Genomic DNA, 25,089 nt, shown 5'->3' with positions numbered 1-25,089 from the left:
ACGCTTCCGCTCTTGCTTCGTCTTGGTCACTTCCTAGCTCCCTCAAACTCATGGCTTCCGTGTGGGTCCGTAGCGCGCTTTCTTTGGTTGAGGGGGTCCAACGGCTGCAGACACCAAGGCGGTACAAACGACCGAAGCTACCCCAATCCAAAACCAAGATCGTCCGCGTGCGGCACTGATCGAACGCAGATAAAGAAACGCACCGAGCAGTGTTCCGCATTCCTTTTGAAGTCACCATTGAGCTTGGCTATCTTCGATAGCTCTACTGGCTTCCACTGCCGGCTACCAGTTGGCTATGAACCACTGCGTTGCACCGGCGGTGCAAAATATGCGGCATATCCAAACTCAAGGTTGGATCGAGATCGTGAGCTTAGCTCGCCGGCCGTCAACCGGAATTGCTCCCAAACACGGCGATAGTGATCTTCCAGATTCTAAATACATCCATTGGGGCCGCAAACCAACGTGCGGCTCACGATCCCGAACCCAATGGAGACATGTATGGTTGATGCGCCGCCGCTATGGGACTCAGAGCCCGATTCAAATCCTTTCCCCCACAAACCATCGCAGCAGCAAAAGCCGGAATATCGCGATCGATATCGGAACGGCTTTCCAACCGATGTCCTCGAATGGCTGAAGCAGAACGAGCCAGACGATTTCGCCGAGCTGATGGACCTACGCAAGTCTCTCTATGCGCGTCGCACGAAGGGGAAGTATCGGATCAGGCTTGCTGGCCTTACTTCGATCGGCGAGCAGAAGATGTTGCTGACCGGCCCAACCAGTGCGGTGCTCATCCTGAGCGACAAGGCTCGCCACTTCCTTCTTCGCACGCTGTGTCGGCTTCGCAGGGCTCGTCGTTGGCAACCGATCCGATATCGATGATGCCACCCGAGCAGGCATGTCGAGAGCAATTGGCTCGTCTGATAAACACAATGCCATTCATAGCGCCGGCAGCCCTGACCCTCACAATGAAGAAGCGACACGGCGCACGTTCGGCAGATGACATAGTTGCTTCCGAGAACTTCAAGCATTTCCGCAACAGACTTGAGCACTCGCTACTCGGGAGTGCGGCCAAGCGATACGGCAGACACCTGCTGATGATCGTAGTGCTCGAAACCAGCGCGGACAATCGATTGCATTATCACTGCATCATTGACCGCCCATACCATTGCACTTTCCACCGGTTCATTGCCGTGGTGCGTGAAGAATGGGCGAAGACAGATTTCGGGTATCGCCAGGTCGATATCCAAGACGAGCCTAACGAGGGCTGGACAAATTATCTCCTCAAGCAGCGCCAGAAGCGCTCGCTTTTCGATTCCATAGATTGGGTCAATTGCCAATTGTTTGCTGAGTGAAGTCTCCTCTCAGGCAACCGATCGTTTGTTGAAGTGCAAAGGGCGTCTGCGAATGGGACGCTTTAATAGTTAACTGCGCTCCAACAAGTAAGAAGCGACAATTGTAGAAGGCGCAGTCTTAGAAGTATCTCGAAGCGGCAAGTCTGTGACCAGCAAGCCCCAGGTGACTGCTATCGGCTGAAGCGGACAGGGTTGCGAGAAACCGGACCGAATGAAACTTCAACGGTCGATATGGTTCAATTAGTCTTCGGCAGAGAGAGCCAAGAGGTGATGCGAAGTGACAAAGAAGCCCTTAAAGAAGGCGTCGGAAGGAGCCAAGAGGCAACATAGCCGCAACTTCCGGGAGGATCTGTTCGAGTTCTTGGACGACGTGAAACGAGATGGCGACGACTGGCCGGGTGAGTTTTCGCCACTCGTACCAGACGAAGACAGCGCTCCGGGTCTGGCCGAAATGTTCGATAGAGCCGGCCTCGACACTAATAAACCAGGGCACTGGCAGTTCATGTTGGTGGCCGTTGTAAATGCCTACGCGAAGTATTGGACACGCGTAACGACCGACTGGACTGAGAGCGAAAAGAACAAGTTCCTTCGTGACGTGGCGGCACAGCGCATCGAGGGCGAGAACAACCGCCGAGGCCTGCTTTGTGAACGCCTCCATAACAGCAAACCTAATGAATACCCGGCAACGGGCGAGAGCCTGCGCATCCAGCTTCAGGAAATTCTGAGAGAGAAGAGAGACCGTGCGGCGAACGGCGCGGCATCGGAAGAGGATATCGAGCTGCTGAAGCTATTCGACGGCTAGGATTGCACCCAGGTCGTGTAGGAGCAGACTGCAATAACCTACACGACGCAGCCCCCACTCATCGATACGACTATCAGCACCGAAACCAACCAAAAGGTGTTGATATGCAGGTACTTACGGAAGACCAGCCACTCAACGAATTGCCGGGCGATTTTTGCACCGACGGTTCAAAACAAGGAGGCCTTGTTAGTCCCGAGGGGTCGGCTCAAGAGGTCAACAACCCAGCCAGCTTTGCCAAAAGGTTCGTTGCTCACCGTGCCGCAAGCGTGGAGGAGGAGGTGTCGTGCACGGTTGTCCTGTCGGAAGGCATGACGGCATTCGCGACGGACGAGACGCTGATGAAGGAATTCCTCTTGGAGCTTGCAAGGGCAAAGGTCCTCACGGCAGCAGAGGTCGCAGAAGGCGTGGGCGCCAAGACGTCAAACTCGACGGTCTCCAGGCTGAAGAAGATCAAGCAGAACGCGAAGGTCATTCTGCATCCCAAGATCCTTCCATATGTACAGCCCGGCTATTCGGTGCTGTACCAAATGGCACTGCTTTACGATGCAATCGAAGATATTCGAGGCATCGAGGATGCTGATGCCGCAATCGCCAAGTTGCACGAAATGCTCGCGAGTAGCGATGGTCCGGCTACACGCGATTGGTTGAAGAAGGAGCGCGACAAGCTCCGGCCGCCGACCCCTGCCAAGACTTCCACGGTGCAGCCGGTTCAGACCGAAACTGCTGATAAACGTCGCGCTGAGCCCAACGACCGAAGCACTGTGCCAGCATCCATCTCGCGACGGGATATGGTCGCGCAGAGCGAAACCGGAGACGTCGTCAACGAGAAGGAGACGGATCAAGCGGACTCCGGAGCCGGCTCCGATGAGCCCACGACGATTGTCACGACCACCCCGAAGTCCCAAGATGTGTATCAACTCAGTGAAAAGTTGATCGAGGTGCTGTCTCTCGCGGACATTAGTGGGGATGAGGCCGTTCTCCTCATTCGAGGTAGTCGGGGTTCGTTGCTTTCGACCAGAAAGACGCTTCAGAAAAAAATTGAAGCCCGCAACATCCACTTCATCGCCAAAGAGGGCGTGAATGGATGGGCCATTGCTGACGAGCAGTCGGCCGCCTGAACCCGACGAAAACTGCATCAGAGCGCCACGCACGATCGTCCGAGGGCATTAATGCCCTCGGCTGACGTGCCCTATCGCAAAGAGAGACGATATCCAAATGACATCAGAAGAGAAATTTCAAGAGCACGTTCTCGCCAACATCGAAACGGCAGAGAGCCAAATTGACTATTCGTTCTTCGGCCTTCGCGAGTTGATCGACCTGCACGGTGCCGCATCAGTCGCCAAGATGCTGGTCGATATGAATAACGTGCTCAAGCCATACGATGGATTTCAGGTGCTTGCGGAACACGATCTCGAGCATCTTTCAGTGGAGCAGGCGATCATCGACTTTGCCGACTCGGACCTATTCACCGCGGCTGAAGTGCAGATCGCGAAAACGCGCTTGGCCATTCATAAACGAAGGAAACAACGCGAGCGGAGCGAGTAATTACAATGGACATTATGCCTGAAGAGCCGGTCGACTTCGCTGAGCACACCGATCAAGCGATGCCGTCGAAAGCGAAGGAGAAGCATGGTGGAGAAGCGTTCCTGTTGGCCACGCCAAGTGCATTGATCGCTGAGCGTCCTGCCGGACCAAAGACTCAATTCTCAATCGACCGAGGAGACGTTCGGGGCGATCTCAAAAGGGACACGCACTATCTGATCCTCGGCTTCGACACCGAGTATCAGCAGTTGCAGGAATTCTACACGAACAAAGAAGTGCGAAATCGATTGGCAAAGTACGAAGTTCTCTCGTACCAGTTTTACGCGATCAACTACACTGGTGCCGAATGGTCAGGCATTGCCATTCCAGAACCGGGACGTCGCCTCTCGTTCACCGAGTTTCTGGTGTACGCGCTCGGCAAGGGGGCGATGCTTGGGGAGCCGATCCCGAAGACCATCATTCTCGTCGGGCACTACAATCGCGCTGACGTGCCGGCTTTTGACGACACGAAGCAAATATTTCCCCGGCTGAAAAACGTTCGAAATTCGCTTGTGTCACTTGGCATGCCAGTCAAAGTACGGATCGCGTTCAGTGATGCGAAGGACGACCATGCAGACGTCAATGTCTACGTTCGCGATACCATCCTGTTGACGGCGGCCAATCGTAAGAGCCTGGCGCAGATTGCGCCGTTAGTCGGTGTCGAGAAAATCAAGCTTGCCGACAACAACGAGGAGGATCGACAGCTCAAGAAGCTGATGAAGCTTGTGAGGGCTGACGATTGGAATCTGTTTCGGGAGTATGCGCTGCTCGATGCCGAAATCTGCGCCCGGTATTACAAGAGGCTCGCTGATACCGTCGCCGACATCACCGGCGATTTCGCACCGACAGCTCTTTCCTCAATCGGCATGAAGCTTTTGATCAAGGATTGGGAAGCGAGCGGACTCGATCCGGTCGACGTAGTCGGTCGTGAACGGGTGGAGGAGAAGGTGTACGATGACAAACGGCACATTTTTCGGACACAGAAGCGCGAGCCGTTCATCCAAGAGCTTCACTATTGGATCGATTTTGCGACTGATTGCTATCATGGCGGTCGCAATGAACAGATGTGGTTCGGACCGAGCCCAGTCGGAGACTATTCAGACTACGACCTTTCAGGTGCGTACCCCACAGTCATGGCTGGTATTGGTCGGCCTCGATGGACTGAGGCGCATACCGTGAGGACATTCTCTGAAATAGCGCCTGATGATCTCGGTCTTGTATGGGTCGATTTCGAGTTTCCCGCCTCTACCCGATACCCGGTCCTGCCCGTTCGATCTCAGAATGGCATCATTTTTCCGCTGAAGGGCCGCAGTTGCTGCGCGATGCCCGAGATCGAGCTTGCGCGCCAAATGGGGTGCCGGCTCAATCTGCTGCTCGGCATCAGCATCCCCAGGGATGTCAATGACAAGATTTTCTTTCCGTTCATCAAGCAGTCGATAGCGAACAGGTTCGCCGCTCGGGACGCAGGCAATGAGTTTGATGAAGCCTTCTGGAAGGAGGCTACGAACTCCTGCTATGGCAAAACGGCACAGGGGCTCAGGGACAAGCGCGTCTTTAACCTCAGGACAAAGCGCGGCCAAAGGGTATCTCCGAGCCCGATAACGAATCCGTTTCTGGCGGCCGAGATTACATCCGGTGTGCGCGCTGTTGTGGGTGAAATTATGAACCGCATCCCCGCGCACCGAATGGTTTTCAGCGTCACAACAGATGGGTTCATTACTGATGCGACTGAGGCCGAGATGGCTGTCGCTAAGTCTGGACCTCTTGCACAGAAATTCGGCCGTCTTCGTCAAGAACTGACGGGCATCGATGACACGCTGAAGGAGAAGCACTCTGTCCGGCAGCTTCTTGGCTGGCGAACCAGGGGCCAAGCAACGTTGCGGCCGGGCGAGGCAGCCAGAGACGAATCAATCGTGTTGGCTCGCGCCGGCATCAAACCACCGATCTTCTCCACAGAGCTCGACGAGCAGAACGCTTACATCGTCGAGACTTTCCTCGATCGATCGGCGACGAGCCAGATTGACTTCCAGGTGCACACGAGCATCCGGGAGACGATCCTGTGGGACGCTGACCTCGTTTCGAAAAAAATCCCGCGCCGCATCAGCATGGAATTCGACTTCAAACGGAAACCGCATGCTGTGGCGATGCTCTCCGGTGAGGTCTTGCCGCTTGGGCGCAAGTTCGAACACGTTGTGTTCAGCACGAGGCCCTGGGAGACCATCGAGGAGTTCAACAAGCTGCGCCGGTTTTGGGACGATCATTGGAGTACGAACCGCCGATGCATCAAGACACTCGGGGACTTTCGAGACTTCGCGCGGTTCTTCGACATGATTGCAGGACTGGACGCAAAGGACGCGCCCTATCTCAAACGAACCCCAACTGCTGATGTGAGCAGGCTGCAGAGAGATCTCTGTCGAGCATTTAAGCACGGCCAGGCGGGGCTGGCGTCCTATCAATCAATGTCGGCGGCGGACTTTGCGGCACTTCTGAATGACGTCGGGCTTCAGGACTATGGCATCGTGACTACGAGGGCGACCGTCGAGAACGGCAAGCGGGCTGTCTTCAAACCGCACACGACACCCCGAACGGCTCGAATTTTTCAGATACTGGAGAGATTGACGGAAAGGTTACCGAACCTTGAAGCCGCAGCCATTCTGACCAAGTCGATGATCGGTTACGAGCTTGAGGAGGCGCTGTCGGCCTCATGCCAGTTTATCGATCGGGTCAGAGGGAGTCGTTCTCTGGATGGGAATTATCGCGACAATGTAGACGAAGGCGCCGCCTCCGTAAGATTGTATTGATCTATCCCATACGTCACTTTTACGGACCCTCACCAGTGACGTAACGACAGCCAATCAGGGCCTCGGCGGTCTAACTGCGGTCTCAATCAGATCGTCCCGCATTCCAGCGGGGCGATCCCTTTTTCGGTCTGCTCATCTGATTGTTAGACCATTGCCCGGCGAATTTCTCGCAAGATAGTTTCAGCGGTGTTTCTCCTCACCTCGGTCCGCTCTCTAACGCTGGCGGCGAGATTGTAACGTAATTCCTTTTCGGCTGCGGACAGCTCCTTTTCAGCAATTGCCTCGGCAGCCTTGAGCCCATCGATGAAGTCCTTTGAATGCGCCACGATTACCTCCGAGTCGTAATCTCTCTGACCTAGCACGGCGGGCGGCCTCGATCTGTCGCGTTCGTCGGATACGTTCTTCTCACCTGCATCGATTCAGATTTCGCAGCCCCGCTGGGCCGCCCTTGGTTTGCTAGAGCTGCAGCGGCTAGCGATGGATCCGATCGCAGCAGAAGGGGTTCTCGTGTGACGCGGTAGGGGTTCTGCGAGAACCCCCTTGACAGTTCGGAACTTAGGCCTATGTTTTGGCTTGCTTCCAGAAACCCCTTGCTGAGGTGCCGTAAAATGTCAGAACGTAAGTATGCAAACCAGAAACCCCTTCGCGCGGCGGCCGAACGGGCTATCGCCAACCAGGGCTATAAGGTCGAGGTGATGCGCGGCTCCGGTGGAGCCCGCCTAACGGCAACCAAGGGCGGTAAGTCGATTAACGTGGCGGTCCGCACCTCGTCCGACCGCTGGGTCGGTTGGATGCGCGACGAGAATGGCAAATGGCGTGGCATGCGTGACGCCGACCTTATCGTCGTTGCCGCTCTTGGGCCGAATGGCGCTGAGGTCTACGCCTTCGACTCAGCGCCAGTTGAAAAGGCGTTCGACGCCAATCTTGCCGCTCGCGAGGCGAACAACGCTGTATTGTCAAAGACCGCGCCTATTTTCGTCTGCTTGGACACGGTCGCACCTGGTCGTGGTCCCTCGGCAACCAGCTCGAACCTTAAGGCGAAAGCGTTGTGGTCGGAGACCGTGCCGCTTGTGCTGACAGCCGAGGTGACAACTGAAGTGGCCGCGCCAGAGGCGGAGGAAAGCTTCGTTGATCGCGTGCGCCGAGAGTTCGCGGAGCGGGTCGGCGTGGCGGTCGAGAAGGTCACCGTTGAGTTCAAGGTCAGTGCGTAGCCCCTTGGTGGGCCGGATCAGAAGGAATTGCGCAGACAGAACGGCATTTCGGGTGCTACGCCCGCGCCGGCTAACCCCGAAATAACCATCGCTCGACGATGAGATGTACTCCAAGTCCTGGATCAAACGGACATCACATCAAGATCAGGTGGCCAATTAATCCAGGATCAAAAGGACATCACTTAAGCAGGTGGTGCCCGCCGGCGGCCGCGATCTCGAGCGCGCGCTTGGCGCTTTCCTGGCCCTTGATGTCGCGCAGGTCGAGCGTCGAGGCGGCGGCCTCATGCACCTTCGGCGTCGGCCGCGACAGCACCTGGGTGCCCTTGAAATGGTTGGCGATCTGGATCAGCGAGTGTGCGGCAATGATCTGGATGTCCGGGCTCGCCCACGCCGCCTCGGAGCCGCAGGACGCCGGGCAGATCAGTCCGGCCTCGCGCATATTGGCGCCGATCGCGGCGGGAAGGACGCCGGCCACCGGCGCGATCGAGCCGTCGAGGCCGAGCTCGCCGAGCACGGTGAAGCCGGTCAGCGCATCCGGGGGGATCGCGCCGATCGCGGCCATCAGCCCGAGCGCGATCGGCAGGTCGTAATGGCTGCCCTCCTTCGGGAGGTCGGCCGGGGCCAGATTGACGATGATCCGCCGCGCCGGCAGCGCCAGCCCCGAGGCGATCAGCGCCGAGCGCACCCGCTCGCGCGCCTCCGATACCGCCTTGTCCGGCAAGCCGACGATGGCAAAGGCCGGCAGGCCGGGCGCGACCTGCACCTGCACGTCGACCGCGCGGGCCTCGATCCCCTCAAAGGCGACGGTAGAAACCCGCTGAACCATGCCGAACCAGCCTGCCCATTGCTGCAATTAGGGGTAGCAGAGCGCGGCCGTTTCCGCAAGAACAATACGGGAACAATCACTTGGCGGCCGATCAAATCCTAACCAGGCGTAAACGCGGTCCCGACACTACGTCTCGAATGCCAGCTTCTCTCCTCAGCACATTCCAACGAATGTCCGCTACTCCTAGGGCTGCGGGATGGGCCGTGGTCTAACGGGTGAACAGTTCAAATGCTTGCAAATCGCCGGAGAAGCGAACGTCGGGTGTGCAGCCGTCTCGCCAAGATTTATTTTGGCGCGGGCTCGCTGCCGCGGGATTGCACGATCACGGACATTTCGGATGGCGGCGTGAAAGTGGTGGCGGAATTTCTGGAAGTGCCGCCGCAATTCACCATCATCTTCGCGCCTGATTATTCCCGCCAATGCCGCCTGCGCTGGCGCATCGGCTGCGAATTCGGCGCCGAGTTCGTCGACTGAACCTCAACAGGCGCGCCTCCTTAACGGGACTTTAGCGTTAATGGGTAAGCATCTCTGATCAGTTGCCGAGTGATCAGAGTATGCCCAAGCGTTCGTTCCTCGCCTTATCCCCGGCGGGATATCTGTGTTCCGCCGTCCTGATCCTCGCCCTCGGCGGCTGTCAGACGGCCGGCATCGACGACGTCACCGGTGCGCTCGGCGGCAAGCGGGAGTCCGCCGCCAAGTTTGACGGCAAGTCCGACAGCAAGGCCGACCCCACGCCGGAGATGGACGCACTTCGCGAGCGTTATCGCGCCAAGCCGAGCGATCCCGCCATTGCTCTCGAATACGGCAAGGCGCTGCGTGGCAGCGGCCAGCGCGCGCAGGCGGTCGCAGTGCTGGAGCAGGCCGTGCTCGCCCGTCCTGGCAACAAGGCGCTGCTCGCCGGCTACGGCCGCGCGCTCGCCGACAACGGCAATTTCCAGCAGGCCTTCGACGTCCTCGGCCGGGCGCATTCGCCCGAGGATCCCGATTGGCGCATCCTGTCGGCGCAGGGCGCTGTGCTCGACCAGCTCGGCCGCAACGAGGAAGCCCAGCAATATTACGCTGCGGCGTTGAAGATCGTGCCGAACGAGCCGACCGTGCTGTCCAATCTCGGCCTGTCCTACATGCTGCAGAATAATCTATCGAAGGCCGAACAGGTGCTCGGCCGCGCCCATCAGCGCAATCAGAACGATGCGCGGGTCCGCGCCAATCTGGCGCTCGTGCTGGGATTGCAGGGTCGCGAGGCCGAGGCCGAAATCCTCGTCAAGGCAGATCTGCCGCCGGACCAGGCCGCGGCCAAAGTCGCGGCGCTGAAGCAGCTGCTGGCGAAAAAGCAGCAGCGGGCGGACAGGTAGTCCGCCCTAGAGCATGATCCGGACCCGAAGGGCCGCGTCAGCGCAAAGTGTGAAGCGGTTTTCCCTCGCGACAAACGCGGAACGCGTTTGCGCGGAGATCATGCTCAAATAAGCCACGCCTACGACGCCTTGCGATGCGGGGCCGAGCTGCGTCCCGACTTGCCCTTCAGCTTCTTCAAAAGGGGCTCCAGCAGCGAGCGCTTCGGCTTCTTCACCTCGCCGCGGCCGGCGAGGCGGTTCGCCATGTTCTGAAACAGAACGGTGGTGCGGTGGGTCCTGGAGACCTCCGCGATCATCTGGCCGTTATTGGCCGCGGTCGAGAACAGTTTCGAATCGAACGGGATCACCGCGATCGGCTGGCTCTCCATGGTCTTGGCGAAAGCCTTGACCTCGATCTCCGCGCGCTTGTGCATGCCGACCTGGTTGAGGCAGTACAGCGGCGGCCGGTCGTTCGGTCGCGCCGCCTTCAGCACGCTCAGCATGTTCTTGGTGTTGCGTAAGTTGGCGAGATCGGGCTCGGCCACGATCACGATGTCGTCGGCGTTCACCAGCGCGCGCCGGGTCCAGCCGGACCATTGATGGGGCACGTCGAGCACGATGCAGGGCGTCGTCATGCGCAGCGTGTCGAACACGGCATCGAAGGCTTCGGCACCGAAATCGTAGACGCGGTCGAGCGTGGCGGGCGCTGCCAGGAGGCTGAGGCGATCGGTGCATTTGGCGAGCAGGCGCTCCATCAGCGCCGTGTCCGGCCGGTCCTGCGACAGCACCGCGTTTGCGATGCCCTGCACCGGATCCTGGTTGTAGTCGAGGCCCGCGGTGCCGAAGGCGAGGTCGAGATCGATCACGACGGAATCGAGCGAGAGATCGCGGGCGATGGTCCAGGCCAGATTATGCGCGACGGTGGACGCGCCGACGCCGCCCTTGGCGCCGACCACGGCGATGACGCGGCCGGTGATGATCGCCTCCGAGGCCGAGAACAGGCTGCAGATCGAGCGGACCACGTCGATGGTCTCGACCGGTCCGACCACGTAGTCGTTGACGCCGCGGCGCACCAGCTCGCGATAGGGCGCGGTGTCGCTCGGGCTGCCGATCACGACCACGCGTGTGCCGGGATCGCAGACGCCGGCGAGGTCATCCAGTCCTTCGAGGATGTCGCGCGTGCCGTCGGACTCGATGACGATCACGTTCGGCGTCGGCATCGATTCATAGGCTTCGATCGCCGCGGCGAGGCCGCCATCCTTGGCGCTGAGATGGGCCTTGGCGAGCCGGCGATCCTGGCCAGCCGCCGTCACCGCCTTGAGCGTCTGCTCGGTCTCGCAGAAGGCTTGCACCGAAATGCGAGGAACCGGGGCGATGTGTTCCTCGGGATGCTGCGGATCGTCCGCGTCTTCGTCGTGGATGCCTGTCATTTGGCGGTATCGCTGAGTTTGGCCTTGTCGGATTCGGGATAGGTGGTCGTCGTCGTCGTGCCCTTGCGATAGCGATCGAACGCGATGTCGCGCCGTGCGGTATAGGCGGGCGTCTCGGCGCGCGGTTGCTCGAGGTCAGCCGGGTTGTCGATCATCGCGGCGAGATTGCGCTGGCTGGCGCAGCCCAGATTGAAATAGGGGCGGTTCTCGGTGTAGCCGGGGTTGAGGATGTTGGGGCCGACATCTTCGGGCCACAGCCCGCAGGGGCCGGCGACGGCGGTGATCTTGGAATAGCTCAGGCGGATGGTGGGCAGCAGCCCCGGATCCTCAGGGCGATAGGGCCGCTGGGCGATGGCGCGCGACGGCACGCCGCCGGACGTGAGCACCGAGCGGATCTCCTGATAGGTTGCGGCGGCCGCGCGCGAATTGGCGGTGTCGACCGGCACATCGACGACGACCGAGCCGGTGCCTTCGCGCATCCAGTCCCGCGCGATGCCCGCGACGTCCGAATGCTGCGCAGCCGAGAGGCCGCCTCTGCTCTTGCCGACGAAGATCACGATCGACTTCTTGCCTTCCTGCACCGCAATCGGATGGCGCTGGCGATAATCGGTCGGCACCGTCTGGGTGACGATCTCGGTGGTGTTGCAGGCGCCGAGCATGACGGAGAGGCTCGTCAGTGCCAGCGCGAGCCGCAAATTGCGCCGTCGATCGGCTGATGTTGTCGTCATCCCCTGATCCCTCCTGCCCCTGCCTTGCCCGGTCCCCAAACCGTTCGTCTCAGTCGATGATGAAGCCGAAATCGCCCGGCGTGCCGGCCACCGGATCGACACGGCTCGCGATGCCATAGAGGCGGTTGACCCTGCCGAGCAGCGCCCTCTGTGCGTCCGAGGCCGGCGCGAAGCCGTCGTCGGGCCGCGACAATTCCTTCTGGGCAACCGCGCGCACCACGTAAGGCGTCACGATCACCATCAGCTCGGTCTCGTTGTTGACGAAGTCCTGGCTGCGGAACAGCGCGCCGATGATCGGCACTTGGTCGACACCAGGCAGTCCGTTGATCGCCTGCTTGGTCTGCTGCTGGATCAGGCCGGCCATCGCCATCGAGCCGCCCGAGGGAATTTCCAGCGTCGTTTCGGCGCGGCGGGTCTGGATCGATGGAATGGTGATCGAGTTGGTCGAGGACCCGGTCACGGCCTGCGTTAACGTGATCGAGTTGGTGTTCGACAGCTCCGAGACCTCGGTCATCACGCGCAGGCTGATGCGGCCTTCGCTGAGCACGACCGGGGTGAAGTTCAGCGAGATGCCGAACTTCTTGTAGGTGACCTGGGTGGTACAGACGTGAGTGACGGGATCGCAGGCGTAGCCCCCGGGAATCGGGAATTCGCCGCCGGCGATGAAAGTGGCGGATTCGCCCGAGATCGCGGTGAGGCTCGGTTCGGCCAGGGTCCGCATGACGCCGGCGCTTTCCATTGCCCGCATCGTGGCGTTGACGGTGGCGACGCCCTTGGCGAGGCCGGTGACGCCGAGCCCATTGCTGCTGACGATCGGTCCGCCAGAGACCGAGAACGGATTGGAATTGTTGAAATTCACCACCGCCGTGCCGGCATTCAGGCTGGCGCTGAGATCGACGCCGAGCTGCTTGACGATGTCGCGGCGGACTTCGCCGACCACGACCTTGAGCATGACCTGGTCGCGGCCGCGCACGACGATGTTGTTGAGGACCTTGTCCGCGCCGCCGACCAGCTTTGCGGCAACGTCGCCGGCCTGCTGGGCCTCGACCGGGCTCGACACCGAGCCGGTCAGCATCACGCTGTCGCCGACGCCCTCGATCTGCACGCCCGGCAGCGACTGGCGCAGTGCCGAACGCATGCCGTTGAGGTCGCGCTTCACCGCGATGTCATAGGAGGCGACCTGCTGGCCATCGGCCGCGAAGAACACGACGTTGGTCTGGCCGACCTGGCCGCCGATGATATAGGCGCGCTGGGCCGAGCGGATCACCGCATTGGCGATCTTGGGATCGGCCACCAGCACGTCCTTGACCTCGCGCGGCAGGTCGATGACGACGGACTTGCCGATGCCGAGCGACAGAAAGCGCGATCGCGCCGGTGCGATAGTCCCAACCGACGATAAGCCGAGATCCGACGCCTGCATCGGCGCCTGGTCGCCGACCGGCGCCTCCGCAGCACTGAGGACGCCGGAAGCCGCGAGCAGCCCCAGCACCAACATCGTCCCCGCCAGAACCGAGCGCACGCGCTTCCCCCGAATGCGCAAGCCCGTCCGATCACCCCCGTAGTTCATGCTGTCCCCATCACTTCTGTGACGTCAGTTGCCGTGCCTGGACGCCGTAACGGATTACGTTCACGCCGCCCGGGCGCTTGATCGCCTGGTCCTCGGGCGTGCCGTCGACTGCGTTGGCATCGACGATGCTGCGCAGCGCGAGTGTCAGAGTGCCGCCCTGCCGTGCGGCCGAAAGCGTGGCGATCTGGTCGGGCCGCAGCTCGAGCGTGACGGTCTTGCCGACCACCGCGTTCTGGCCCTCCTTTTCCTTCGGGGCCTGGTCGATCGCGAGCACACGGATGTTGGTGAGAATGACCTCGGACAGGATGAGGTCGTTGCCGCCGGTCGGGCCGTTGGTGTTGCCGCCGTCCGGATTTTTCAGCCGGCGGGTCAGGACGATGTCGACGCGGTCATTCGGCAGGATGAAGCCGCCGGCGCCGGTTTCGGCTGAAATCTCGGTGGAGACGGCACGCATCCCGGACGGCAGGATCGCGGCCATGAAGCCGGAGCCTTCGGCCTTGACCAGCTTCTGCTCGCGGATCGGCTCGCCCTGCATCAACGGCACGCGCGCGATCGAGCCCGCGATCTGGGTCGGTGCCTCGGGCCTGCTGTCGCGGCGGATGAAGGCGCTGCTGGCGGTTGCCGCGGGCCAGGCCTGCCATTGCAGGTCCTCGGGCTTGACGGCCTGGCCGAGCTGGATGTCGTTCTTGGCGATGAGGACCTCGACCGTCGGCAGCTTCTCGGCGACGGGCAGGACGGCCGCGGGCGGATTCTGATAGCCGCTCGCCAGATATGCAGCGACGCCGCCGGCGCCGAGAGCGATGACGAGAACGACAATGCGTGCGGTATTCATACGCTTCTACTCTTACGCGGGGCACTCGAACCGCACCTGGCGTGTTCCCCCGCGTCGATGAGTAGGCAGCAAAAGTATAAGGGGTGTTGCGAGGCCGAACGTGATCGCCGGCCGCGATGCTGGTTTTCGGCAGATGGTGAACGCGGCGTTATTGGGTCGGCCAACGGCCCCGTAGTTTCACCTACGCGGGCACGTACGTTCGCATGACGCGCGCGGCGTCATGGTGAATACGTCGTTAGCGCGCGAGGTGGCCGCGAGCGTCGTCCGTAGCCGGGATGGAGACCAAGCGTAATCCGGGGCCGGTGCAAGTGGGGGGCATCAGATTCTCTAACGCTCCATCCGGGCTGCGCGCAGGAGCTCTACTTCTTCCGCTTCGCTTCGATCACGTCCCAGATCTTCGCCGCGACATCCGGGCCGCCGAGCCGCGCGATGGCGCGGATGCCGGTCGGTGAGGTCACGTTGATCTCGGTGAGATTGCCGTTGATGACGTCGATGCCGACGAACAGCAGGCCGCGCTCGCGCAGCGCCGGGCCGACCGTGGCGCAGATCTCGCGCTCACGCGGGGTGAGCTCGGTCTCCTGCGCCGCGCCGCCGCGCACCATGTTGGAGCGGAGGTCGTCGGCGGCCGGCACGCGGTTCACCGCGCCGGCGAACTCGCCGTCGACCAGGATGATGCGCTTGTCGCCGTGCTTCACCTCGGGGATGAATTGCTGGATCACCCAGGGCTCCCTGAACGTCACCGAGAACATGTCGAACAGCGAGCCGAAATTCATGTCCTGCGGCATCACGCGGAATACCGCCGCGCCGCCATGGCCGTGCAGCGGCTTCATGACCACCGCGCCGTACTTGTCGCGGAACGCGTTGATCTCATCGAGGTCGCGCGAGATCAGCGTCGGCGGCATCAGCTGCGGAAAATTCATCACGAACAGCTTTTCCGGCGCGTTGCGCACCGAGGCGGGATCGTTGACGACCAGCGTCTTCGGATGGATGCGCTCCAGGAAATGCGTCGAGGTGATGTAGGCGAGGTCGAACGGCGGATCCTGGCGCAGCAGCACCACGTCGAACCCGTTCAGCGCCTCGCGCCTGGGCTCGCCGAGGGTGAAATGGTCGCCTGGCTCGTCGCGCACGGTCAGGAGCTGAACCGGCGCGACCAGCTCCTCACCGACCATCGAGAGCTTGTCGGGCGTGTAATAGGACAGGCCATGGCCGCGCTTCTGCGCCTCCAAGAGCAGCGCGAAGGTGGAATCGCCCTTGATGTTGATGCGGGCGATGGGGTCCATCTGGACGGCGACGTTCAGTTTCATGGGCTGCCTTTCAGGTCGAGGCGTCGAATGCCGCCAACACATGGCGCGGAAGCGAGCGCGGCGCAATCAGCATGGCGTCGAATCGCAATTCGAATTCGGCATGCTCGGGATGCGCTGCGAGCCAGCCTTGGGCGGCGTCGATGATGCGCTGCTGCTGGCGCGGCGTCACGGCGAATGCGGCCTCGTCCAGCGTGGCGCGGGCCTTAACCTCGACGAAGGCGATCAGATTGCGGCGCCGCGCCACGATATCGATCTCGCCATGCGGCGTGCGGTAACGTTTGGCGAGAATGCGGTAGCCCTTGGCCATGAGGTAGGCGGCGGCACGGCTCTCAGCGGAAATACCGGTCTGGAACGCTGCGACGCGCTCGGGCGACGCGACCTTCGGTTCCGCAGGAATCTCAGTCTTCGCCATCGCTGCCCCGCGAATCCTTTGCGAGCTCGAGCGCGCGGGCATAGACCTCGCGGCGCGGCCGGCCCGACAACGCGACCGCGTGCGCCACGGCATCCTTGACGCTGTGCGCGGCAAGCTGCTCGCGCAACAGACTATCGAGCGCGTCCGATGTCAGAACCTCGGCGTCGGCCGCGGGCGGAGCGATCACCAGCACGAATTCGCCGCGTGTCTCCAGCGTTGCAGCCTCGCGCGCCAGCTCGCTCAGCGTTGCGCGCGAAATCTCCTCATGCAGCTTGGTCAGCTCGCGGCAGATCGCGGCCTCGCGCGGCCCCATGATCTCGGCGAGATCGGCCAGCGTATCCTGCACGCGGTTGCCTGACTCGAACATCACCAGCGTCGCGTCAATGCGGGCGAGCTCGGTGAGACGGCTGCGCCGCGCGGCTGATTTCGCCGGCAAGAAGCCTTCGAAGAAGAAGCGGTCGGTCGGCAGCGCGGCGACCGACAGCGCGGCCAGCACCGAGGACGGGCCGGGCAGCGCATACACCGCATGGCCGGCGGCGCAGACCTCGCGCACCAGCTTGAAGCCGGGATCGGAGATCAGCGGCGTGCCGGCGTCCGACACCAGCGCGACCGAGCCGCCTTGCCCGAGGGCTTCGAGGATTTTGGGACGCGCGGCCTCCGCATTGTGCTCGTGATATGGCTTGAGCTGGGCCGTGATCGCATAGCGCTCGGTCAGGCGGCGCGTGATGCGGGTGTCCTCACAGGCGATGACGTCGACGCCGGCGAGCGTCTGCAGCGCCCGCAGGGTGATGTCGCCGAGATTGCCGATCGGGGTCGCGACCAGATGGAGGCCCGGCGCGGCCTTCGGCGCCGCGAGCCGATGGGCATCGATGGAGAAACCGCGCGAGGCGGCGTCTTGAGCTTCAGGCGTATTTATCGGGGCCGGCTTTCCGCGCATAATGGAGCCAACTTAGGCACGATCGCTAAGGCTGGGAACCGGCTCGCCGAAAAAGATCGTGCCCAAAGATCGTATCCAGGTGAGGGGCGAGGAACGGACGGGAATGTGATCGGTCGAGATCGCGCCGGGAGGCAGGAGGGGCCCTCGCGCCATATTCGCGACGGAAACGCCGCCTTGATGAGTGAATGAGTGACGGCGAAGAGCTGCCGGGACGGGATTGCGGCCGCGTTAAGCGGTTGTTATCCTTTTGTTTTGGTTAACTATTTGCCGACACACTGCCTGAATCCGCGGCCCCCCGTCGCGGAAAGCAATGTCGTGATCAGCCGGCGACGGCGGGTCGGAAGAGAAGCTGCCATGGTCGGCCTGCGTCATCCAAAGTCTCACCTTCCGGGATCCCCATCGCCAGGGGCGACCCGGCGGACTGCTCTCGGCCTGTTGCTCGGCGCGCCCGTGCTGTCGGCCTGCGCCGGCGTGCAGCAAAGCCTCAGCCAGTTCTCCAACCCGTTCTCGAGCTCCGCGCCGCCGGCCCAGCCGGCAGGACCGCAGCAGCAGGCGACGACCGCCGGCACCGGCGGCGTGAAGGTCGGCCTGATCCTGCCGCTCTCCGCGGCCGGCAATGCCGGGCTCGCCGCGCAATCGATGCGCAACGCCGCCGAGATGGCGCTGGCCGAGTTCCAGAACCCGAACATCCAGCTCCTGATCAAGGACGACAATGGCAGCCCGCAAGGCGCGCAGGCCGGCGCGCAGCAGGCGGTCGACGAGGGTGCCGAGATCATCCTCGGGCCGCTGTTCGCGCAATCGGTGCCGGCGGTGGCGCAGGTCGCGCGCACGCGCGGCATTTCCGTCATCGCCTTCTCGACCGATTCCAGCATCGCCGGACGCGGCGTCTATCTGCTCTCGTTCCTGCCGGAGTCCGACGTCAACCGCATCGTCGAATATTCCGCCGGCATCGGAAAGCGCTCCGTCGCGGTGCTGGTGCCCGACAACGCCTATGGCAATGTCGTCGAGGCCGCGGTGAAGGCGGCGGTGCCGCGGCGCGGCGGGCGCATCGTTGCGTTCGAGAAATACGGTGCCGATCGCGCCACGCCCGCGCGCACCGTGGCGCAGCAGCTCGGCAGTGCGGACGCGCTATTCATTGCCGATGACGGCGATGCCGTCGTGTCAGTGGCGGATGCGATGACGGCCGCGGGCGCGAACCTGCGCAACATCCAGCTGCTCGGCACCGGCCTGTGGGACAATCCGCGCGTCTATGCCAGCGCCGCGCTGCAGGGCGGCCTTTACGCCGCGCCCGATCCGGCCGGCTTCCGCGCCTTCTCCGGCCGCTACCGCACGAAATACGGCGCCGAGCCGATCCGCACCGCGACCCTTTCCTATGACGCGGTCGCGCTCGTTGCCGCGCTGGCGCGCACGCAAGGCGGCCAGCGCTTCTCCTCCGACGTGCTCACCAACCCCTCAGGCTTCGCCGGCATCGACGGCCTGTTCCGCTTCCGTGCTGATGGCACGAATGAACGCGGACTTGCCGTGATGAAGGTGACGCAAGGCGGCGGCGTTGCGGTGGCGGGCTCGCCGAAGAGCTTTGGGGCGTAATGGTTTCGTAGCCCGGATGGAGCGCAGCGTAATCCGGGTTCTGTCCACGCGGTGAGACCGTCCCGGATTGCGCTACGCTCCATCCGGGCTACGAGATCCGCTAAGCCGCCAAATCCGCGACCACGGCATCCAGCACCGGAAAACCGCTGCTGGTCACCCGCAGCCGTCCCGTCGCATCCACGGTGATCGCGCCTTCCTCGCGCAAGAGCGCGATGCGGCGGGGGTCGAGCGGGCGGCCGGCGAGGGCCTTGTAGCGCTCGGGATCGATGCCTTCGGCGAGACGCAAACCCATCAGCAGGAATTCGTCGGCGCGCTCCTCGCTGTTGAGGAGCTCGTCGCTGACGACACCGTCGCCGTTGGTCTCGACCCGCATCAGCCAGGCCTCGGGACGCTTCTCGGTGGCGGTGGCGTGCCTGATCCCGTCGATGTCGAGACGGCCATGTGCGCCCGGGCCGATGCCGGCATATTCCTCGCCGCGCCAGTACACCAGATTGTGCCGGCATTCGGCGCCGCGCCGCGCGTGATTGGAGATCTCGTAGGCGGGCAGCCCGAGCTTGTCGCAGGTCTCCTGCGTGACGTCGTAGAGCGCGCGGGCGACCGCTTCGTCCGGCGTCTTCAGCTTGCCGGCCTGGTGCAGGCCGAAGAAGGGCGTGCCTTCCTCGATGGTCAATTGATAGAGCGACAGATGCTCGGCCGCTTCATCGATGGCGTGCCGCAGCTCGCCCGCCCACATCGCCGGCGTCTGGTCGGGGCGGGCGTAGATCAGGTCGAACGAATAGCGGTCGAACGCGCGGCGCGCGATGGCGACGGCATCGAGCGCTTCGCGCGCGCTGTGCATGCGGCCGAGCGCTTTGAGCGAGGCGTCGTCGAGCGCCTGCACGCCCAGCGAGACGCGGTTGACGCCTGCGATGCGATAACCGGCAAAGCGCGTGGCTTCGACGCTGGTCGGGTTCGCTTCCAGCGTTACCTCGACGTCGCCTGCGACGGTCCAGTGCTTGCCGATCGCGTCTAACACCGCGCCGACGGTGGCGGGCTGCATCAGTGACGGCGTGCCGCCGCCGAGGAAGATCGAGGTGACCTCGCGGCCGGGCGCGCGCTCGGCGGTCGTTGCGATCTCACGCGCGAAGGCGGCGGCGAAGCGCGTCTCGTCGATCGCGGCATGGCGGACATGGCTGTTGAAGTCGCAATAGGGGCACTTCGACAGGCAGAACGGCCAGTGCACATAGACGCCAAACGCATCCTTGTTAGCGCGGCTCAAGGCAGATCTCCGCCAGTTTCCGAAAAGCGCGGGCGCGGTGCGACAGGCCGAGGCCAAGCGGCGGCAGGCCATGCTTCTCGATGCTGGTCATCTCGCCGAAGGTGCGGCTGTGCCCGTCCGGCAGGAACATCGGGTCGTAGCCGAAGCCGGCTGCGCCGCGCGGTGGCCAGATCAGCGTGCCGTCGACGCGCGCCTCGACCTCCTCGCGATGATCGTCGGGCCAGGCCACACAAAGCGCCGAGACGAAGTGGGCTTTGCGCTTGTCCGGCGTGGTGGCGCCGCGCTCCTGCAGCAGGCGCTCGATCTGCGCCATCGCCGCGTTGAAATCCTTGGATGGACCGGCCCAGCGCGCGCTGTAGATTCCCGGCGCACCGTCGAGTGCGTCGACGACGATGCCGGAATCGTCGGCGAAGGAGGGCAGCTTGGTCGCCTCCGCCGCGGCGATCGCCTTGATCGCGGCGTTGCTGCGGAAATCGTTGCCGGTTTCCTCGGGCTCGTCTAGGCCGAGCTCGCCGGCCGACACCGCCTCGATCCCGTACGGCGCGAGCAGCTCCCTCATCTCGGCGAGCTTGCCGGGATTGTGGGTGGCGATGACGAGCTTGTCGGTGATTCGGCGGTGCATGGGCCTATTGACTACGCCACGGCCAGTTTCTGCAAGTCCACCAGGCGCGCAATGCCCTTCTGCGCCAGGGCGATCAGCTTCAGGAACTCGTCCTGCGTGAACGGCTCGCGTTCCGCGGTGCCCTGCACCTCGATGATGCGGCCATCGCCGGTCATGACGAAATTGGCGTCGGTCTCGGCTTCCGAATCCTCGGCATAGTCGAGATCGAGCACCGGCGTGCCGTTGTAGATGCCGCAGGAGATCGCGGCGACGTTGTCGCGCATCACGTTGGCCTTCACCATGTTGCGCGCCTTCATCCAGTTGAGGCAATCGGCAAGCGCGACCCAGGCGCCGGTGATCGAGGCCGTGCGCGTGCCGCCGTCGGCCTGGAGCACGTCGCAATCGACCGTGATCTGGCGCTCGCCAAGAGCTTCGAGATCGACGATGGTGCGAAGCGAGCGGCCGATCAGGCGCTGGATCTCGACGGTGCGGCCGCTCTGCTTGCCGGCGGAGGCCTCGCGGCGGGTGCGTTCGGAGGTCGCGCGCGGCAGCATGCCGTATTCGGCGGTGACCCAGCCGCGGCCCTGCCCCTTCAGCCACGGCGGCAGGCGATCCTCCAGTGTGGCGGTGACCAGCACATGGGTGTCGCCAAATTTAACGAGGCACGAGCCTTCCGCATATTTGACCACGCCGCGCTCCAGCGTCACGGGGCGCAATTCGTCGGGCGCACGGCGGCTTGGCCGCATGGGAAATCTCCAAAACTCACGGGAATAGGCTGTTCGCGGTGCTTGTAGGTGGGGCGGGGGTGGGCGGCAAGGGCTTATTCACCCCCTGACCGTCGGCCTGCAAACGCCACGCTTGTCAGACGCGGCCCGGATGGACAAATTATAAGGATCCGAGAGGAGTTACCGTCTGTGGCCCATCACGATCCGATCCATCTGATCGCGCCGCGCGCAGGCCTTGCCCAGCTCAACGAGCGTTCCCGCGACATCTTTCGTCAAATTGTCGAAAGCTATCTCGCGACCGGTGAGCCGGTCGGCTCGCGCAACATTTCCCGCCTGATTGCGATGCCGCTGTCGCCGGCATCTGTGCGCAACGTCATGGCCGATCTGGAACAGCTCGGCCTGATCTATGCCCCGCACACCTCCGCCGGCCGGCTGCCGACGGAACTGGGCCTGCGCTTCTTCGTCGATGCCCTGATGCAGGTCGGCGACCTCAACGAGGCCGAGCGGCAGGCGATCCAGAGCCAGCTCTCGTCCGTCGGCGAGGCGCAATCGGTCGAGGCGGCGCTGGACCAGGCCTTGATGCGGCTCTCCGGCCTGACCCGGGCCGCCGCCGTCGTGCTGACGCCGAAATCCAATGCGCGGCTGAAGCACATCGAATTCGTCCGCCTGGAACCGGAAAAAGCGCTGGTGATCCTGGTCGGCGAAGACGGCCAGGTTGAAAACCGCGTGTTGACGCTGCCGCCCGGAGTTCCCTCTTCGGCGCTGACAGAGGCCGGCAATTTCCTCAATGCGCGGATCCGCGGCCGGACCTTGGCCGAAGCGCGGCTCGAGCTCGAGACCGCACTCGGCGAGGCCCGTGCCGAGCTCGATCAGCTGACACAGAAAGTGATCTCGGCCGGCATTGCCAGCTGGTCCGGCGGCGAGAGCGAGGACCGTCAGCTCATCGTCCGCGGCCACGCCAATCTGCTCGAAGATCTGCACGCGCTGGAGGATCTGGAACGGGTTCGCCTGTTGTTCGACGACCTCGAGACCAAGCGCGGCGTGATCGATCTGCTCGGCCGGGCCGAGACCGCCGAAGGCGTGCGCATCTTCATCGGCAGTGAGAACAAGCTGTTCTCGCTGTCGGGGTCCTCCACCATCATCTCGCCCTATCGGGATGCCGCCGGCCACATCGTCGGCGTTCTCGGCGTGATCGGCCCGACGCGGCTGAATTATGCCCGCGTGATCCCGACCGTGGACTACGCCGCCCGCATCGTCAGCCGCCTGTTGGGGGGCTGACCGGCCTTTCTGCCGATCACGGGCGCTTGATTTTCGCGGGCTTAAGCACGATATCCGGGCCAACATCCCTGAAACGAGTTCGAGATCAGAGCCGATGACCGAGCAAGACCGGCAACCCCAAGACACGACTGCAGCGACCGGCGAGCCCGTGGTGTCGAAACCCTACATCATGCCCGACGATCCCGAGCCGGGTTCGGTCGAAACCCTGCAAAAGGAAGCTGCTGAAGCGCGCGACCGCATGCTGCGGACGCTGGCCGAGATGGAGAATTTGCGCAAGCGCACCGCCAAGGAAGTTGCCGACGCCCGCCTCTATGGCATCACCGGCTTCGCGCGCGACGTGCTCGACATCGCCGATAATCTCCAGCGCGCACTCGATGCCGTTCCGGCGGAGGCGCGTGCTGCGGCCGATCCCGGCCTGGTCTCGTTGATCGAGGGCGTCGAGCTCACGGAGCGCGCGCTGCTCAACGCGCTGGAAAAACACGGCGTGAAGAAGCTGGATCCTCAGGGCCAGAAGTTCGACCCGAACTTCCACCAGGCAATGTACGAAGTGCCTGACGCGTCGGTGCCGTCGGGCACCGTGGTGCAGATCATGCAGGCCGGCTACACCATCGGTGACCGCGTGCTGCGCCCGGCGCTGGTCGGCGTCGCCAAGGGCGGCGCAAAGACTGCGCCCGCGGCGAACAACAACGAATCGAGCAGCGCGGCGAACTGAGTGTTGGCGTCATTCCGGGGCTCGGCGAAGTCGAGAACCCGGAATCCATCGAACAGCAGAGACAACCGCACAATGGATTCTCAGGTGCGCAAATTGCGCACCATAGCTCGCGCTGAAGCGCGCCCCGGAATGACGGAAGATGGCGCGCCGCCTACGCGCTCACCGCGATATCCGCAGACTGAATCCGCTTCACGCCCGCCTTGGCCATGTCGGCCCAGGCCTTGGCGAGCGAGCCCTGCGTGTCGATGCCGCGGCAGGCGTCTTCCACCACATAGACCTCGAAGCCCGCCTTGCGCCCGTCGAGCGCGGTCCAGGCGACGCAGAAGTCTGTCGCAAGACCAGCGACGAAGACGCGCTTGATCTTGCGGCCCCTCAGGTAGCCGGCGAGCCCGGTCGAGGTCTTGCCGTCGGCCTCGAGGAAGGCCGAATAGCTGTCGACGTTCTTGTGAAATCCCTTGCGGATGATGAGCTCGGCGTGCGGGATCGACAGGTCCTTCGACAGCGCCGCGCCCTCGGTGCCCTGCACGCAATGGTCCGGCCACAGCACCTGCTTGCCGTAGGGCAGGTCGACCGTTTCGAACGGCTTCTTGCCGGAATGAACCGACGCAAACGAAACGTGGCCCGGCGTGTGCCAGTCCTGCGTCAGCACCACATTCGCAAATGCCTTCGAGATCTTGTTGATGACCGGCACCACCTGCTCGCCTTCCTTCACCGCGAGGCTCCCGCCGGGCAGGAAGCAGTTCTGCACGTCGATCACGAGCAGCGCGGACGCTTCGTCCGGCTTGATCGGTGCGGCCGCGAACAGCGCGCTTGGCGCGAGCGTAGCCAGCGCCGTCGTTCCAAGCATTGCCAAGACCTGTCGCCGAACCAGCATGTCTACCTCCCCTCCAGGATGATCCAACGGGAGGAAGCCTAGTTCCGTTCGTATACGAACAGAAGCCTGAAAATGCGGCCGGTTCTGTCCAGCGCGTGGGCTGACAAAGCCCATAGCGCCGTCATCCCCGGGCGCGCAAAGCGCGAACCCGGGATCCATAACCACAGGGAGAAGTTGGGCGAAGGTTCTTCGTGAAACTGCGACCAACCACGATTAGCGCCGGCTTCGCCCTACCCCTTCGGCTGAATCCCGTCGCGTACGGTGCGGAAGCGGGTGAAGGCGGCTTGCCATTGGTCGCGCGGGGCGCTGGCGATGATGCGCAATGATGCGCCGCCGCTCGAGAAGCGGATCCACTGCACCACCGTCACCGGGACCTTGTCCTTGCCGCTGACGCCGTCGATCCGGGTCTCGAAGCCTTGCTGGCCGTTGATGCGGATCGGCTCGGACATGGTGATGCGCGACTCGCGCACGCCGGGAATCTGGAGCGCCGCCTCCCGGGCGAAGCGGGCGCGGTCGTCGGCGGCTTGCGGGGTGGCGCCGATCAGGCCGAGGATCATGAACGGCCTCGCCTCGTAGCCCACGCTCTCATCGCCGTCGGCCAGGATGATGCTCGAGCCCGGTGCCAGGGTCTTGATGTCCTTGAAGTCGGCGAGATCGGTGATCTTGAACGGCAGCAGCGCGATCTGCTCCTCGGCCGAGACCTGCCTGCGGGTGGTGGCGCTCGCGAACATCTGTCGCACCGCCTCGTCCGTGTAGATCTTGGTCGCATTCTCCGGGATCTGTACCGCGACATAGCCGGAGAAGCCGGCGCCGGGCACGATCATCGAATACCGCTTCACCGGGGTATCGCCGGCCTTGCCGCTTTCGGTGGTGAAATAGGCAAGGCCAGCGGGGGTCTCGACCTTGTCCTGCTTGACGCCGCCGGTCCCGCCGGGATTGG

The 25,089-nt window shown here is 63.0% G+C and carries 25 protein-coding genes and 1 pseudogene; 12 read left to right on the top strand and 14 right to left on the bottom strand.

The genetic code is table 11. The annotated features are described in order from the left end of the window. Window positions 1–498 precede the first annotated feature (498 nt). The 6 genes from XF30_RS03565 (at window position 499) to XF30_RS03540 (ending at window position 6,536) form a co-directional block, all read left to right on the top strand. Window positions 499–879 carry a hypothetical protein gene (locus XF30_RS03565; protein WP_109141940.1) on the top strand — a complete coding sequence of 127 codons (381 nt, stop codon included), beginning with the start codon at window positions 499–501 and terminating at the stop codon, window positions 877–879. Then, window positions 876–1,352, top strand: a complete 477-nt coding sequence (locus XF30_RS03560) for a rolling circle replication-associated protein (protein ID WP_502696156.1) — start codon at window positions 876–878, stop codon at window positions 1,350–1,352. The genes XF30_RS03565 and XF30_RS03560 overlap by 4 nt, the downstream gene beginning before the upstream one ends. Before the next feature lie 277 nt (window positions 1,353–1,629). Continuing rightward, the gene (locus XF30_RS03555) at window positions 1,630–2,154 is read left to right on the top strand and encodes a hypothetical protein (RefSeq protein WP_109141938.1); all 525 of its coding nucleotides are present in this window, start codon (window positions 1,630–1,632) and stop codon (window positions 2,152–2,154) included. 104 nt (window positions 2,155–2,258) lie between these two features. Further along, window positions 2,259–3,272: a hypothetical protein gene (locus XF30_RS03550; RefSeq protein ID WP_146207658.1), complete on the top strand. Its 1,014-nt coding sequence runs from the start codon at window positions 2,259–2,261 to the stop codon at window positions 3,270–3,272. Window positions 3,273–3,369: 97 nt separating this feature from the next. Next, window positions 3,370–3,699, top strand: coding sequence for a hypothetical protein (locus XF30_RS03545; RefSeq protein WP_109141936.1), 330 nt, complete (start codon window positions 3,370–3,372; stop codon window positions 3,697–3,699). 5 nt (window positions 3,700–3,704) lie between these two features. Further along, window positions 3,705–6,536 carry a DNA polymerase gene (locus tag XF30_RS03540; protein ID WP_109141935.1) on the top strand — a complete coding sequence of 944 codons (2,832 nt, stop codon included), beginning with the start codon at window positions 3,705–3,707 and terminating at the stop codon, window positions 6,534–6,536. A gap of 143 nt (window positions 6,537–6,679) precedes the next feature. Here XF30_RS03540 and XF30_RS03535 read toward each other — a convergent pair whose 3' ends face one another. Continuing rightward, complete coding sequence (locus tag XF30_RS03535) at window positions 6,680–6,862, bottom strand: hypothetical protein (protein WP_146207657.1); 183 nt, start codon at window positions 6,860–6,862, stop codon at window positions 6,680–6,682. 282 nt (window positions 6,863–7,144) lie between these two features. Here XF30_RS03535 and XF30_RS03530 point away from each other — a divergent pair, with 282 nt between their 5' ends. Then, window positions 7,145–7,747 (top strand): hypothetical protein, encoded by a 603-nt coding sequence (locus XF30_RS03530; RefSeq protein ID WP_109141933.1) that lies wholly within the window; start codon window positions 7,145–7,147, stop codon window positions 7,745–7,747. A 184-nt stretch (window positions 7,748–7,931) separates the two neighbouring features. Here the strand turns inward: XF30_RS03530 and XF30_RS03525 are convergent. Further along, a pseudogene (locus XF30_RS03525) lies at window positions 7,932–8,573 on the bottom strand (magnesium chelatase domain-containing protein); the annotation flags it as partial. Window positions 8,574–8,801: 228 nt separating this feature from the next. Here XF30_RS03525 and XF30_RS03520 point away from each other — a divergent pair. After that, window positions 8,802–9,047: a PilZ domain-containing protein gene (locus XF30_RS03520; RefSeq protein WP_109141932.1), complete on the top strand. Its 246-nt coding sequence runs from the start codon at window positions 8,802–8,804 to the stop codon at window positions 9,045–9,047. Window positions 9,048–9,127: 80 nt separating this feature from the next. Beyond that, a complete protein-coding gene (locus tag XF30_RS03515; RefSeq protein ID WP_109141931.1) occupies window positions 9,128–9,925 on the top strand; it encodes a tetratricopeptide repeat protein in 798 nt (265 codons plus the stop codon). A gap of 119 nt (window positions 9,926–10,044) precedes the next feature. Here XF30_RS03515 and XF30_RS03510 read toward each other — a convergent pair whose 3' ends face one another. From XF30_RS03510 to rsmI, 7 genes are all read right to left on the bottom strand, one after another. Next, entirely contained in the window at window positions 10,045–11,334 is a 1,290-nt protein-coding gene (locus XF30_RS03510) for a CpaE/TadZ family protein (RefSeq protein ID WP_036003204.1), read from the bottom strand. Then, window positions 11,331–12,062: a CpaD family pilus assembly protein gene (locus XF30_RS03505; RefSeq protein WP_109141930.1), complete on the bottom strand. Its 732-nt coding sequence runs from the start codon at window positions 12,060–12,062 to the stop codon at window positions 11,331–11,333. Before XF30_RS03505 ends, XF30_RS03510 begins: the two co-directional genes overlap by 4 nt. 49 nt (window positions 12,063–12,111) lie before the next feature. Beyond that, on the bottom strand, window positions 12,112–13,629 hold the full coding sequence (locus tag XF30_RS03500) for a type II and III secretion system protein family protein (RefSeq protein ID WP_109141929.1): 1,518 nt from the start codon (window positions 13,627–13,629) through the stop codon (window positions 12,112–12,114). Window positions 13,630–13,639: 10 nt separating this feature from the next. Then, the gene (gene cpaB / locus XF30_RS03495; protein WP_036024324.1) at window positions 13,640–14,461 is read right to left on the bottom strand and encodes a Flp pilus assembly protein CpaB; all 822 of its coding nucleotides are present in this window, start codon (window positions 14,459–14,461) and stop codon (window positions 13,640–13,642) included. 359 nt (window positions 14,462–14,820) lie between these two features. Then, the gene (gene gshB, locus XF30_RS03490) at window positions 14,821–15,765 is read right to left on the bottom strand and encodes a glutathione synthase (RefSeq protein WP_036024326.1); all 945 of its coding nucleotides are present in this window, start codon (window positions 15,763–15,765) and stop codon (window positions 14,821–14,823) included. 10 nt (window positions 15,766–15,775) lie between these two features. After that, window positions 15,776–16,177, bottom strand: coding sequence for a YraN family protein (locus XF30_RS03485; RefSeq protein ID WP_036003220.1), 402 nt, complete (start codon window positions 16,175–16,177; stop codon window positions 15,776–15,778). Beyond that, the gene (gene rsmI, locus XF30_RS03480; RefSeq protein WP_109141928.1) at window positions 16,164–17,114 is read right to left on the bottom strand and encodes a 16S rRNA (cytidine(1402)-2'-O)-methyltransferase; all 951 of its coding nucleotides are present in this window, start codon (window positions 17,112–17,114) and stop codon (window positions 16,164–16,166) included. Before rsmI ends, XF30_RS03485 begins: the two co-directional genes overlap by 14 nt. Before the next feature lie 354 nt (window positions 17,115–17,468). Here rsmI and XF30_RS03475 point away from each other — a divergent pair, with 354 nt between their 5' ends. Further along, window positions 17,469–18,701, top strand: a complete 1,233-nt coding sequence (locus tag XF30_RS03475; protein WP_109141927.1) for a penicillin-binding protein activator — start codon at window positions 17,469–17,471, stop codon at window positions 18,699–18,701. Window positions 18,702–18,801: 100 nt separating this feature from the next. Here the strand turns inward: XF30_RS03475 and hemW are convergent, their stop codons facing one another. The 3 genes from hemW to rph are packed head-to-tail and all read right to left on the bottom strand — an operon-like array spanning window position 18,802 to window position 21,306. Beyond that, window positions 18,802–19,959 carry a radical SAM family heme chaperone HemW gene (hemW, locus tag XF30_RS03470; protein ID WP_109141926.1) on the bottom strand — a complete coding sequence of 386 codons (1,158 nt, stop codon included), beginning with the start codon at window positions 19,957–19,959 and terminating at the stop codon, window positions 18,802–18,804. Beyond that, entirely contained in the window at window positions 19,946–20,581 is a 636-nt protein-coding gene (gene rdgB / locus XF30_RS03465) for an RdgB/HAM1 family non-canonical purine NTP pyrophosphatase (RefSeq protein ID WP_109141925.1), read from the bottom strand. Before rdgB ends, hemW begins: the two co-directional genes overlap by 14 nt. Before the next feature lie 11 nt (window positions 20,582–20,592). Next, the gene (gene rph, locus XF30_RS03460) at window positions 20,593–21,306 is read right to left on the bottom strand and encodes a ribonuclease PH (RefSeq protein WP_036024340.1); all 714 of its coding nucleotides are present in this window, start codon (window positions 21,304–21,306) and stop codon (window positions 20,593–20,595) included. Between the two features lie 168 nt (window positions 21,307–21,474). Here rph and hrcA point away from each other — a divergent pair, with 168 nt between their 5' ends. Further along, window positions 21,475–22,563, top strand: coding sequence for a heat-inducible transcriptional repressor HrcA (gene hrcA / locus XF30_RS03455; protein WP_036003234.1), 1,089 nt, complete (start codon window positions 21,475–21,477; stop codon window positions 22,561–22,563). A gap of 94 nt (window positions 22,564–22,657) precedes the next feature. After that, window positions 22,658–23,275, top strand: coding sequence for a nucleotide exchange factor GrpE (gene grpE, locus XF30_RS03450; RefSeq protein WP_036003237.1), 618 nt, complete (start codon window positions 22,658–22,660; stop codon window positions 23,273–23,275). A 151-nt stretch (window positions 23,276–23,426) separates the two neighbouring features. Here grpE and pncA read toward each other — a convergent pair whose 3' ends face one another. Then, window positions 23,427–24,149 (bottom strand): bifunctional nicotinamidase/pyrazinamidase, encoded by a 723-nt coding sequence (gene pncA, locus XF30_RS03445; RefSeq protein WP_036003240.1) that lies wholly within the window; start codon window positions 24,147–24,149, stop codon window positions 23,427–23,429. 230 nt (window positions 24,150–24,379) lie between these two features. Then, on the bottom strand, window positions 24,380–25,089 hold a 710-nt coding region (locus tag XF30_RS03440), incomplete at its 5' end, for a hypothetical protein (RefSeq protein ID WP_109141924.1).

The sequence above is a fragment of the Bradyrhizobium sp. SUTN9-2 genome (assembly GCF_003122645.1).
Taxonomy (GTDB): Bacteria; Pseudomonadota; Alphaproteobacteria; order Rhizobiales; family Xanthobacteraceae; genus Bradyrhizobium; species Bradyrhizobium yuanmingense.
The sequence above is the reverse complement of the archived record's forward strand: the minus strand, read 5'-3'. Positions and strand labels throughout refer to the sequence as shown.